The organism is Mesorhizobium sp. M0761, assembly GCF_040320205.1.
Lineage (GTDB): Bacteria > Pseudomonadota > Alphaproteobacteria > Rhizobiales > Rhizobiaceae > Mesorhizobium.
The window spans coordinates 32,863-45,758 of sequence record NZ_JAMYPF010000024.1; the positions used below are offsets into that span (position 1 = coordinate 32,863).

General features: G+C 63.2%; 9 protein-coding genes. 4 read left to right on the plus strand and 5 right to left on the minus strand.

Annotated features, from left to right (window positions below):
• Window positions 1-80: 80 nt before the first annotated feature.
• From NKI32_RS27935 to NKI32_RS27955, 5 genes are all read right to left on the minus strand, one after another.
• Entirely contained in the window at window positions 81-851 is a 771-nt protein-coding gene (locus tag NKI32_RS27935) for an N-acyl amino acid synthase FeeM domain-containing protein (RefSeq protein WP_023683521.1), read from the minus strand.
• A 167-nt stretch (window positions 852-1,018) separates the two neighbouring features.
• Window positions 1,019-3,334 (minus strand): putative bifunctional diguanylate cyclase/phosphodiesterase, encoded by a 2,316-nt coding sequence (locus NKI32_RS27940; RefSeq protein ID WP_023714564.1) that lies wholly within the window; start codon window positions 3,332-3,334, stop codon window positions 1,019-1,021.
• 91 nt (window positions 3,335-3,425) lie between these two features.
• Window positions 3,426-6,896: an indolepyruvate ferredoxin oxidoreductase family protein gene (locus NKI32_RS27945; protein ID WP_353004591.1), complete on the minus strand. Its 3,471-nt coding sequence runs from the start codon at window positions 6,894-6,896 to the stop codon at window positions 3,426-3,428.
• 220 nt (window positions 6,897-7,116) lie between these two features.
• On the minus strand, window positions 7,117-7,647 hold the full coding sequence (locus tag NKI32_RS27950; RefSeq protein WP_023729725.1) for a hypothetical protein: 531 nt from the start codon (window positions 7,645-7,647) through the stop codon (window positions 7,117-7,119).
• Window positions 7,640-8,251: a CGNR zinc finger domain-containing protein gene (locus tag NKI32_RS27955; protein ID WP_353004593.1), complete on the minus strand. Its 612-nt coding sequence runs from the start codon at window positions 8,249-8,251 to the stop codon at window positions 7,640-7,642. The genes NKI32_RS27950 and NKI32_RS27955 overlap by 8 nt, the downstream gene beginning before the upstream one ends.
• 89 nt (window positions 8,252-8,340) lie before the next feature.
• On the opposite strand from NKI32_RS27955, the gene NKI32_RS27960 reads away from it, so the two are divergent.
• The 4 genes from NKI32_RS27960 (at window position 8,341) to NKI32_RS27975 (ending at window position 12,886) form a co-directional block, all read left to right on the plus strand.
• The gene (locus NKI32_RS27960) at window positions 8,341-9,246 is read left to right on the plus strand and encodes a branched-chain amino acid ABC transporter permease (RefSeq protein ID WP_023683518.1); all 906 of its coding nucleotides are present in this window, start codon (window positions 8,341-8,343) and stop codon (window positions 9,244-9,246) included.
• 197 nt (window positions 9,247-9,443) lie between these two features.
• Complete coding sequence (locus NKI32_RS27965) at window positions 9,444-10,049, plus strand: TRAP transporter small permease subunit (protein WP_352510591.1); 606 nt, start codon at window positions 9,444-9,446, stop codon at window positions 10,047-10,049.
• Window positions 10,046-11,824: a TRAP transporter large permease gene (locus NKI32_RS27970; RefSeq protein ID WP_023815966.1), complete on the plus strand. Its 1,779-nt coding sequence runs from the start codon at window positions 10,046-10,048 to the stop codon at window positions 11,822-11,824. The genes NKI32_RS27965 and NKI32_RS27970 overlap by 4 nt, the downstream gene beginning before the upstream one ends.
• A gap of 33 nt (window positions 11,825-11,857) precedes the next feature.
• Window positions 11,858-12,886: a zinc-dependent alcohol dehydrogenase family protein gene (locus NKI32_RS27975; RefSeq protein ID WP_023694709.1), complete on the plus strand. Its 1,029-nt coding sequence runs from the start codon at window positions 11,858-11,860 to the stop codon at window positions 12,884-12,886.
• Window positions 12,887-12,896 lie beyond the last annotated feature (10 nt).

The window sequence follows — 12,896 nt, forward strand, 5'->3', positions numbered from 1 at the left end:
CGCGTCGGCGTCATCCAGAACGCGGAAGCGGCGGGAAAGCTCCAGAGTTCGCGTGCCGAATTACGCAGGCTTCAGTGGTGTCAGGCGGCTTCGCGGAAAAACTTGGCGGTGGGCAGGATGGTTAGCGGTGCGAGTTCGCCGCTCTTGGGGCGTTGGAAGAGCATGCGCTGCTCGAACGCCGTGGAGTTGAAGAACGGGAAGCGATCCAGCGTCGCCTGCATGTTTTCGGAGCACTTCGACTGGAACAGATGCACGGGAACGGTGAGACCGGGATAGATGCGCGGGGGCACCGCCTGCTCGGAACGGAAGATGCGATGATAGAAGCCGGCATGCTCTTCCTTGACCGCCGTCAGGCAATATGTCGGTTTGAAGTGGCTGCAAGCTACGACCGCAAGCCTGAGCGTCACGTAGGGCAGCACGCGCAGGCTGGTCGACCACTCGATATCGGCAGCGAAACGGCTTGGATCGACGAACGTCTCGCCAACTGCCAGCCGCCGCGCCAGCGTGTCGCCGAACACGGCGGTGCTGGGGGAAACAGGGTATTTCGCGCAGGCGTAGTGGATTCTGATGGTGCTGACCAGAACACCATCGAAGAACACGCCAAATCGGTAGGAATTGCGCAGATCGTCGAAGTCGTCCTTTACCATACGCGAGGCATCGGGCTTCACCATGCCAGCATGAAGGTAGGATTTGTAGCGAAGTCGATAGATGGCTTCCAAATCCTCGGCACCGTCGCAAAGGCGATACTCGACGTGCTCCAGGACGTCCATGATATGACGAGAAAACACCGAAGGAGACTGAGCGGTGGCCCTAGAAGCCACCAGAGGCATACCTGCTAGCTGAGTTTCCATTGTTACCCTCGTGCCGTCGCAACTAAACCATACCGGACGACCGAATGAACAAGAAGATGAAACTCTAATCGTCTGTGTTTACCGAATATTAACGTTAACAATAGGTTAACGTTTTGGCAATTCACAGCTTTTTTGACGGCTTTCAAGCGCGATTTAAAGGTTGGGCTTCATGTGGTCGCGAGTTTGGCGACGGGCCGCAATTCCGCGGCGAAGGGCCAGGTCACATTGGACATCGTTTCGATGCCGGACGCGCTGAGAGCTGCGCCGAAGAGGAAGCCCTGGACGAGGTCGGGTTTCACCGAATGCACCAGGATCTTCAGCTGTTCGAACGTTTCCACACCTTCGATGGTGACGGTCAGCCCGAGCACGCGGGTCAGGTCGACGATGCCCTTCAACAAGTCGAGCGAACGCTTGTTCTGGGTCACGTCCATCAGGAACGAACGGTCGATCTTGATCTTGTCGAGCGGCAGCTTGTGGAGGTAGCTCAGGCTTGAATAGCCGGTGCCGAAATCGTCGAGCGCGATGCGCACGCCAAGCTGCTTCAGTTCCTCGATATACTGGCGCGTCAGCGATTTGTCGTCGAGCAGCGCGGTTTCGGTGACTTCGATCTCGAGGCGGCCGGCGGCGAGCCCCGAAGTGGCAAGCGCGTCGCGAACCTTCTGGACGACGTCGCGGCTGCGGAAATCCTTGGCCGAAAGGTTGACCGAGACGCTGGTCTGTGCGGGCCATTTGGCGCATTCGGCGCAGGCCGCCGCGAGCACGAAGGTGCTGATCTCGGAAATGATGCCCATTTCTTCGGCCAGCGGAATGAAGACGCTGGGCGAAACCGGCCCAAGGTCGGGATGATCCCAGCGGCACAGCGCCTCGCAGCTGGCGATGCGCATGGTGTTCATCGCCACGATGGGCTGATAGACCACCCGCAAGGCCTTGCCTTCGACCGCCGTGCGCAGGTCGGCCTTCATCATCTGGCGGTTGCGGAACGCCGCATCCATCGCCGCCTCGAACAGTCGCCAGTTGTTCTTGCCGAGTTCCTTGGCCTTGTAGAGCGCCAGATCCGCCTTGACGATCATGGCGTCGACATCGGTGTCCTCGACCCTGGACAGCACGGCGCCCGCGCTTGCCTGGATGCGCAGGCTGTGACCAGCGACATCGACTTCGCCCTGCAGATCGGCAAAGATCTGGTCGAGCAGGCCGGTCAGATGGCTTTCATCCTCGACGCGGTCGAAGAAGATCATGAACTCGTCGCCGCCGAAGCGGCTGACATTGACGCCTTGCCCGGCGACGGCCGCCAGTCGCTCGGCAACGGCATAGATCAGCCCATCGCCGACCGGATGGCCAAGTGTGTCGTTGACGCTCTTGAAATCGTCGAGATCGAGCACCGCCAGGGCGCACAGCCGGTCGCGGCTGCCCGACGCCATGGCCTCGCCGACGAGCTCATGGAAATAGGCGCGGTTCGGCAGGCCGGTGAGGCTGTCATAGCGCGCCATGAAGCGGATCTTTTCTTCGGACTCGACGCGGGCGGTGACGTCCTCGAAGGTGATGACGCCGAGGTCCTGATTGCCCTCGCGGGCCGAGAACTCGTAGTGCTGGCCATTGGAGAAGGAGACCAGCACCTTGCGGTCACGGCCTTCGCGCAACGCGCGCGTCAGCTGCGCTTCGACATAGCGGCAGTCTTTCGGCGCCAGCATGCCGCCCGCAACGCCGCGCAGGAGCAGCGAATGGATCGACCGCCCGAGCAGCTGGTCGGGAGAGCGCAGCGACATCAGATGCGCGGCTTCGGCATTGCCGACCACGACCTTGCCGTCGGGTCCGAGCATGACCAGGCCATGCGACATGGTGTTGAGTGCGCGGTTGAAGCGCTGCGCGATTTGCCTCGCCTGCTTATGCCCGACCACGGCCGAGAACAGCACGTTGCGCACATGGTCGGCACTGCCCTTGATGATGAACATGAACGGGATGATGAGCAGCCCAAGCACGACACTGGGGATGTCAAACCTGAGGATAAGGGCTGCTGCGATCGGCCCGACGAAGGTTACCGCGAAGATCGTGACCATGCGGGGCGAGCCGTAGTTTCGGCCTACGACCGTGACCAGAGAGCCAAGCGTTATGGCGAGCGCTGCGATCTCGGCATACGCATCCGAGTAGACATAGATCGAAATGAAGCAGAACAGGCCCAGCATCAGCCCCTGGATGCTGCCGTTCAGGATATATTCGCGCTCCCATCGTGTCGCATCCAAGGCATCGTGGATGGAACCACCCAGGCGATGGAACCGCCGCAAGCTGAAATACCGCCAAACGCCGATGCCAAGCAGTGCTCCGGCAAGAACCAGGAAGACAGGCTGGCCGTTGCGCCAATAGACCATAAGGCTGGCGGTTGCGTGGCAAAGCGCGCCAATGACCAGCATATGCGCGTTGTCGAACAACGAGCGCACAAACTGGATATAAACATCCACAGGGATGTTATCGGTCTTTGTTCTGCCCATTACTGGCGCCCAACTGAACCACAGCCTTGGCATAGTCCCATTAAAAAACCTTTAGCTCGCGCTGAAGGGCCTGTTTTTCCGGCCCTTTTGGCTACTCAGCGGCTTGTAATGCGCTTGGCTGCACCGGCAACTTGAATCGTTCAAGAAGGCGATTTCGTTCATCCGCCGCCTTTTCGGCGCTGGCTTGCCTCACATGGCCGTAGCCGCGAATGAGCGCCGGCACCGAGGCAAGGGCGATGGCGGCCTCGATCCTGCCTGGCGCAAGGGCCTTGGCGACAAGCTCCAGATCGGCCTCATAGCGGGCCAGAAGCTGCCGCTCGATGCGCCGCTCAGTGCTGTAGCCGAACACGTCGAAGGCCGTGCCGCGCAGGCCTTTCAGCGCCGCCAGCAGGCGAAATCCCTTCATCATCCACGGGCCGAAGCTCGATTTCCTCGGCTTGCCGTCATTGCCGCGCCTGCCCATGATCGGTGGCGCCAGATGAAATTCGAGTTTGTCGTAGCTCTGGAACTGTTTTGAGAGCTCCATAGCGAAGGAGCCGTCGGTGTATAGCCGCGCCACCTCATATTCGTCCTTGATCGCCATCAGCTTGAACAGGTTTCTGGCGGCGGCCTCGGTCACCGCGGTCGAGCCAGGCAGGGCCTTGGCCTCGGCAGCACGCAAAACCGCCAGCTTCTCGGCATAGCGCCTGCCATAGGCGGCATTCTGATAGGCAGAGAGGAAAGCGACGCGGCGGGCGATGATATCGTCCAGCGTCTTGGCGATCTCAGTGGCCTTGCCCGGCTGGGCGACGAGGCCGCGCACAAACTCCGGCTGATGCGCGGCGCGCCGGCCCCAGCGGAACGCCGCGATGTTCATCGCCACCGCCTCGCCGTTCAATTCGATCGCCTTTTCAACAGCTTGCGCCGACAGCGGCAGGCCGCCATGCTGGAAGGCGAAGCCGAGCATGAACATGTTGGCGCCGAGCGAGTTGCCGAACAATTGGGTGGCGGTGCGCGTGGCGTCGAAGAAATGCGTCTTGTGGTCGCCGGCAGCAGCACGGATCGCCTTCTTCAGGCGCTCGATCGGCAGCGAGAAATCGGCCGAGCGGGCGAATTCGCCGGGCATGATCTCGGCGGTGTTGGCGACGAAGATGGTATGGCCCTCGCGCACTGCGGCCAGCACCTTCTTGGCGCCCGAGACGACGAGGTCGCAGCCGAGTACCAGGTCGGCCTTGCCGGCCGAAACGCGGATCGCGTGGATGTCGTCCGGGGTGCGGGCGATGCGGACATGGGTGAACACCGAACCGCCCTTCTGGGCGAGACCGGCCATGTCGATCATGCCGCAGCCCTTGTCCTCCAGATGGGCTGCCATGCCGAGCACAGCACCTATGGTGACGACGCCGGTGCCGCCGACGCCGTCGATGATCGCCGCCCAACCCTCGCTACCGAGCGGGAATTCGGCCGGCACCGGCACGCCGTCAAGCGGGTCGGAGCGCCCGGCAATGCCTTCGGCCTTCCTGATCTTGGCGCCGTGCACGGTGACGAAGGACGGGCAGAAGCCGTTGACGCAGGAGAAATCCTTGTTGCAGCTCGACTGGTCTATTCTGCGCTTGCGGCCGAACTCGGTTTCGACCGGCTGGATCGAGACGCAGTTCGATTGCACGCCGCAATCGCCGCAGCCCTCGCAGACCAGTTCGTTGATGAAGACCCGCTTGTCGGGATCCGGGAAGGTGCCACGCTTGCGGCGGCGGCGCTTTTCGGCGGCGCAGGTCTGGTCGTAGAGCAGCACCGAGACGCCCTTGACGTCGCGCAGCTCGCGCTGGACGAGGTCGAGGTCGTCGCGGTGGTGGATGGTGGCGCCAGAGGGGAATTCGGCCTTTCCTGCATATTTGTCCGGCTCGTCGGTGACGATGGCGATGCGCTCGACGCCTTCGGCGCGCACCTGCCTGGCGATCATGTCGACAGTCAGGCCGCCTTCATGCGGCTGGCCGCCGGTCATGGCGACGGCGTCGTTGTAGAGGATCTTGTAGGTGATGTTGGCATCGGTCGACAGCGCGAAGCGGATCGCCAGCGTGCCGGAGTGATTGTAGGTGCCGTCGCCAAGATTCTGGAAAATGTGGCCACGCTTCGAAAATGGCGCCTGGCCGACCCATTGTGCGCCCTCGCCGCCCATGGCGGTGAAGCCGACCGTGTTGCGGTCCATCCACAGCGCCATGAAATGGCAGCCGATACCGGCGGCGGCGATCGAGCCGTCCGGCACCTTGGTCGAGGAATTGTGCGGGCAGCCGGAGCAGAAGAACGGCGTACGCGAACCGATGTCGCTGGTGTCGGCAAGCATCGCCTGGAACTGGCGCAGCTTTGCCACCTTGGCAGTGATCTCTTCCGAAGGGCCGATTGTGCGCAGGATGCGCTCGCCCAGCGCAATGGCGATCTCGTTGGGGTCAAGCGCGCCCTTGGCCGGGAACAGCCAGTCGCCGCGCTCGTCCTTCTTGCCGACGATCGCCGGCTGGGTGGCGGTGCCGTAGAGGTTTTCGCGCAGCTGCACCTCGATCAGCGAGCGCTTCTCCTCGACGACGACGATGGTGTCGAGGCCGCGGGCGAATTCTGAGATATGCTGCAGGTCGAGCGGCCAAGGGCAACCGACCTTGAACAGGCGGATGCCGATGCGATTGGCGGCGGCCTCGTCGATGCCGATGTCTTCCAGCGCCTGGCGGACATCGAGATAGCTCTTGCCCAGCGTGATGATACCGAGCTTCGGCGCGCGGCCGCCCGAATAGACGATACGGTTCAGGCCGTTGGCATGGATGAAGGCGGACGCAGCGGCGCGCTTGTATTCATGCAGCCGCTCCTCCTGGCCGAGCATGTCGATCTCATCGCGGATGTTGAGGCCGCCGGGCGGCATATCGAACTCCGGCACGACGATGTTCAGGCGCTCGAGCGCGGCATCGACCGAGGCCGTCGATTCGATGTTGTCCTTGACGCATTTGATAGCCGCCCAGGTGCCGGCGAAGCGCGACATGGCAAAGCCGTAGAGGCCGTAGTCGATGATCTCCTGAACGCCGGCCGGGTTGAGGATCGGCACCATGGTGTCGACGAACAGGAATTCGGTGGCGTGCGCATTGGTCGAGGATTCGGCCATATGGTCGTCGCCCATCAGCGCAAGCACGCCGCCATGCTTCGACGATCCCGCGAGGTTGGCGTGGCGGAAAACGTCGCCGGAGCGGTCGACGCCCGGTCCCTTGCCGTACCAGACCGAAAACACCCCGTCATGCTTGCCTTCGCCCATTAATTCCGTCTGCTGAGAGCCCCAGCAGGCGGTGGCGGCAAGCTCCTCGTTGAGGCCGGGCTGGAAGACGATGTCGGCCTGCGCCAGCTGCTTTTTCGCCCGCCACAGCTGCATATCGAGGCCGCCGAGCGGCGAGCCGCGATAACCGGACACGAAGCCGGCCGTGTTGAGGCCGGCCCGGCGGTCGCGCTCGCGTTGCATCAAAAGCATGCGGATGACCGCCTGTGCGCCGGACAGGAAGATGCGCTCCTTACCAAGATCGAACTTGTCGTCGAGCGCGACGTCGTGCAGCGTCATCAGGCATTTCCTCTGCGGAGACAGCACCGGGGGCGCGCAGCCAACGTAGGAGTGAGATGGCGCAGTCTTTCTCCGCTTGCAAGGCAGGTCAAACGAAATCGAAAGTGCCAGGCAAAGCGCAACGAACGATCCGCTGCCGTCGCGTATCCGGCACGAAATCGGTCGCGGCGGTTGTCCGGCGACCGAAAATTTCCACGCAGTCGCGCCCGGCAAAGACGCGTCAGCCTTTCGAGCAATCCGGCTTCGGCTCACCCGGCAGCTTGCCGTCGGGATGGCCGGCAAGATCGGGATTGGCCGTATAGAGCTGGTCGACCACCAGCGGCCGGTCGGGAAGGATCGACTGGTCCTCGCTCGACATCAGCGTCGTGTCGATCTTCTGCAGGAACGTGCCGTCAGGACCCCTGATGCTGATGGAGATCGCATAGGGTTTGTCCTTGACGATGCAGGTGAGCGCCGGGCTCTCCAGGCTGACCTTGTCGAGCTTCGGCCAGACCTTCTGCTCGACTACCAGGGGAGGGCCGCCGGCCGGATTCTGGAAACTGGCGACCGCAACCTGGCCTTCGCCCATCGGCTGCAGGGGCCGCAGCGTCACGACATAGGTCGCCCGGGCGAGACGGTAGTTGAAGACGACGACCTTGCCGGAAACCTCGAACAGCTTGCCGTCGCCGCCGGTGTCGCGGCAGGCGCCAAGCGCAACGGCTGCAATGAGCGCTGCACCGACAAGGATCGAACGAAAAACAACCCTAGGCATTGTTGACCTCATGGGGCGCCGTGCGGCGGCGGCGATAGTGACGGCTTGCTTTCTGGCGGTTGCCGCACACAGCCATATCGCACCAAAGGCGGCTGGAATTGCGGCTCCTGTCGACGAACAGCCAGCTGCAATTGGGACAGATCCTGAGCCTGGCGACCGTGTCGTCGCGCAGCAGCGACAAGGCCGAAACCGCCAGCGCCGCCTCGAACGCGATCGGCGTCGATGGGTCGCCGAACGGTCTACCCGGTGCGCCGATTTCGGCCAGGCTCCGGTCGAAGCCGTTGGCGCAGGCCTTGAGAAAAGCGGCGAGGTCGCCGGCGGCAAGCGCACCTTTCGACACCGCGCCGCGAAACAGGCAGTCGGTCGTCTCGCGGATCGCCAGCACCACCGGGGCGATCCTGTCCGGCGAGGTCGCCTCCAGCGGTCTGCCGCCAAGCTCGGCACCGCGAAAGCCGCTTGCGGCATCGGCGAAGCGCGCGATCTCGGCCGGATCGTCAAAACGGTCGAAGGTCTTTTCCGGATCGTTGCGCAACACCACGGTGTTGGCCGTATCGAGCGCAAGAATGCCGCCGGTGAAGCGATGTGGGGTCCAAGATACTGTCATATCAGAAATCTAACCCATAAAACGCATTTGACAAGTTAGATTCTACGATGCAAACCTTGGCGCGGGCTCCGGCGCCCGGAAAGCTGTCTATGCTCTATTTCTTCCAGCAGGTGCTGAACGGGCTGCATTCCGGCGCGCTCTATGCGCTGCTTGCCTTCGGCTACGTGCTGACCAACGGCATCCTGCACCGGACCAATCTCGCCTATGGCGCGCTGTTCGCCTTTTGCGGCCAGACGATGATCCTGACCGTGGCCTTCGGCTATCAGGTATTGTGGCTGACCTTGCTGGCGGCAGTGGTGCTCGGCGTCGTCACGGCTTTCCTTTATGCCGCGCTGATCGGCCACGTGCTGTCGCGCAGCGTCTTCGAACCGCTGGCCGACCGCACGCCCAATGCCATTGTGGTGACGACGCTCGGCATCCTGCTGGTGCTGTCGGAAGCAAGCCGTATCGCCGCCGACACGCATGATTGGTGGCTGCCGCCGATGCTGGCGCAACCCATTGTCTTCGCTCAGGATGCCGGCTTCCAGGCGACGCTGACGCTGATCCAGCTCATCGATTGCGCGGTGGTTCTGGCGGCCATCATGCTCGCTGCATGGGCGTTTGCCCGCTCGGGCTTCGGTCGCCGTTGGCGCGCCGTCTCCGACGATCCCAAAGCGGCTGCCATGTGCGGCGTGGACGTGCGCGCAGTGTTCCGGCATGCGGTGCTGTTCGGCGGTTTCTGCGCCGCGCTGGCCGGAATCATGGCCGCCCTTTACTACGGCAATGTCAGCTTCGGCTCCGGCCTCGTCTACGGGCTGAAAATCCTGTTCGTGACGGCGGTGGGCGGCTATCTCTCTCCGCCTCGGGCCGCGCTCGGTGCGGCCGCCTTCGGCATGACGGAGTCGCTATGGGCCGGCTATTTCCCGATCGAATGGCGCGATGGCTGGATGTATCTGTTCCTGGTCGCGGCACTTGTGCTGATCGGTCCCGGCCGCGACCAGCAGAAGATCGCCTGATCGCCGCATCCGCTGTCAGACTTTGGTTGCATGACGCAGCAGCCGGTCGGCACTTATCCCCTGCCTCCCGTCACGACGGCGTTGATCGCGCCCATGCCATGTTGACCCGCCGAACCACGCACGGCATACCGTTGGGCCACAGCGGCGCGACGGAAAATAGGGGAGACGGCGCGCCTTCGACCTCAGGGAGGAAATGCATGGCAGGGCTGCTCGCTCTATCCAGAACGATCGACCGTATGAACGAGTTCATCGGCCGGTGGATATCGTGGCTGATCCTGCTGGCAATCCTGGTCAGCGCCGCCAATGCCATCATCCGCAAGGTCTTCGACGTCTCGTCGAACGCCTGGCTGGAACTGCAGTGGTATCTGTTCGGCGCCGCCTTCATGCTGGCCGCCGCCTACACGCTGAAACAGAACGACCATATCCGCATCGACATCGTCTACGGCATGTGGTCGCGCCGCGTGCAGCACTGGATCGACCTGCTCGGTCATGTCTTGTTCCTGATGCCGTTCGTGACGCTGATGGTGATCTATTTTGTCCCCTACGTGTCGCTGTCGTTCCGCAGCGGCGAAATGTCGAACAATTCCGGCGGCCTGATCATCTGGCCGGCCAAGGCAATCCTGCTCGTCGGCTTCTTCCTGCTGGCGCTGCAAGGCATCTCCGAGATCATCAAGAAGATCGCCATCATGCGCGGCGACATGGACGATCCCAATCCGTTCATCTCGGTGCACGAACAGGCCGAGCTCGAGGCTAAAGCCCTTGCTGAAGAGGCCAAGGCGCTCGCCCAGGAGGCGCGCCCATGATCGAGTTCATCGCCCAGAACATGGCGCCGATCATGTTCGCTTCGCTGATCATCTTCCTGCTGATCGGCTATCCCGTCGCTTTTTCACTCGCCGCAAACGGCCTGATGTTCTTCTTCATCGGCGTCGTGCTGTCGCCCTATTCGGGCGGCTCGATCAACCTGGCGTGGCCGCTGCTGCATGCGCTGCCCGACAATTTCTACGGCAGCCGGGTGATGTCGAACGACACGCTCTTGGCAATCCCGTTCTTCACCTTCATGGGCATCGTGCTGGAACGATCGGGCATGGCCGAGGACCTGCTCGACACGATCGGCCAGCTGTTCGGCCCGGTTCGCGGCGGCCTTGCCTATGCGGTGATTTTCGTCGGCGCGCTGCTTGCCGCGACCACGGGCGTGGTCGCGGCTTCGGTCATCGCCATGGGCCTGATCTCGCTGCCGATCATGCTGCGCTACGGCTATGACCGACGACTGGCGTCGGGCGTCATCGCGGCATCCGGCACACTCGCCCAGATCATCCCGCCGTCGCTGGTGCTGATCGTTCTGGCCGACCAGCTCGGCCGTTCGGTCGGCGACATGTATGCCGGCGCGCTGATCCCCGGCCTGGTGCTGACCGGCCTTTACACGCTCTACATCCTGATCATGTCGGTCGTCCGGCCGAACTCGATGCCGGCGTTGCCGCTGGCGGCCCGCACGCTTGGCCACGGCGTGCTGTCGCTGCTCGCGGCACTGCTGGTGGCAGTCGCGGCTTCCTATGCGGCCTATCGCTACCTTGCGCCGGCGCATGGCGACAATGCCGATATCCTTGGCGCCAGCATCGGCGTGATCCTGATCTATATCGTGGCGATCGCCGACAAGGGCCTGAACATCAACATGATGTCCAGGCTGGCGCAGCAGGTGATCATCGTTTTGATCCCGCCTCTGGCACTGATCTTCCTGGTGCTGGGCACCATCTTCCTCGGCATCGCAACCCCGACGGAGGGCGGCGCCATGGGCGCGGTTGGCGCCCTGGCGATGGCGGCAATGAAGGGGCGGTTGTCGCTGGAGGTCATCAAGCAGGCGCTGGCTTCGACGACCAGGCTTTCCTCCTTCGTGCTGTTCATCCTGATCGGCGCGCGGGTGTTCTCGCTGACCTTCTACGGCGTCAACGGCCACGTCTGGGTCGAGCATTTGTTGACGTCGCTGCCGGGCGGCGAAGTCGGCTTCCTGATCGGCGTCAACATCCTGGTCTTCGTGCTCGCCTTCTTCCTCGATTTCTTCGAGCTCGCCTTCATCATCGTGCCGCTTTTGGCGCCGGCAGCCGATAAGCTCGGCATCGACCTGATCTGGTTCGGCGTGCTGCTCGGCGTCAACATGCAGACCTCCTTCATGCACCCGCCTTTCGGCTTTGCGCTGTTCTACCTGCGCTCGGTCGCCGCGCGCGTGCCCTATCTCGATCGCCTCACCGGCAAGCAGATCGCGCCGGTGACCACCGGCCAGATCTATTGGGGCGCCGTGCCCTTCGTCTGCATCCAGGTGATCATGATCGGGCTGACCATCGCCTTCCCGCAAATGGTCATGCGCTACAAGGGTGCGGCCGTCGATCCGGGAACGATCGAGATCAACTTGCCTGATATGCCAGGCCTTGCGCCTCTCGGCACACCACCACCAGCCAACGGTGGCCCATCACCCGCGGCGCCACCGTCGAACGATCTCTCGCAGCCGCCGAATTTCGGCGAGACGCCGCCCGCCAAGCCGGCGGCGCCGGCGACCGACCTGTCGCAGCCGCCGAACTTCAACTGATGTGTGAACACTGAGAACCTGAGTGAGGATGTCATGAGAGCCGTGCGCCTGGAAGCCGTGGGCAGCATTGCGCTACGGGAGGTCGACAAGCCTGTTGCGGGACCGCAGGACGTTCTGGTGCGCGTCGAAGCCTGCGGCGTTTGCGGCACCGACCGTCACCTCCTCCACGGCGAATTCCCTTCGAGCCCGCCGGTGACGCTTGGTCACGAATTCTGCGGCATCGTGGAGGCTGTCGGTGATGCGGTTTCCGGCATCGCCATCGGTGACCGTGTTACCGGCGATCCCAACATCTTCTGCGGACGCTGCAGTCATTGTCGGGCTGGCCGGGTCAATTTGTGCAGCAATCTCAGGGCCATCGGCATCCATCGCGACGGCGGCTTCGCCGACTACGTCGTGATGCCGCAGAGCCAGGCCTTTCTTCTGCCTGCGAACCTCAAGCCAACGCATGGCGCCTTCTGCGAGCCGCTGGCCTGCTGCCTGCACGCTGTCGACCTCGCCGGAATCAGACCCGGCGCTGCCGTGGTGGTGCTTGGTGGCGGCGTCATCGGCCTGCTTACCGTGCAATTGGCGAGGCTCGCAGGAGCGGCGACCATCATCCTGTCGACGCGGCAGGCCTCCCGCCGGGCGCTCGCTGAAGAACTCGGTGCAACGGCGACGGTCGACCCAAACGCGGTCGACCCGATCGAGGCGATCGCCGGCCCAGCCGGTCTTGTGCCCGGCGGGGCCGACGTGGTGCTCGAATGCGCCGGTGTCCCCGATACCGTCGAACAATCGATGCGGCTGGCGAAGTCCGGCGGCTCGGTGGTGATCGTCGGCGTGATGCCGCAAGGCGTGAAAGTGCCCTTCGAACCGTTCGACATCCTGTTTCGCGAACTGAAGGTTCTCGGCTCGTTCATCAACCCCTTCACCCACAGGCGGGCGGCGGACCTTGTCGCGTCCGGCGCAATCGAGATCGACAAGCTCATCTCAAGGCAGGTCGGCCTGGAGGAAGCCGCCTCGGTGATCGCCAATCCGGCAGCGCCCGGCGAGGTCAAGGTGTTGGTGGTGCCGGGCATGGAATGAAGGGCAGCCT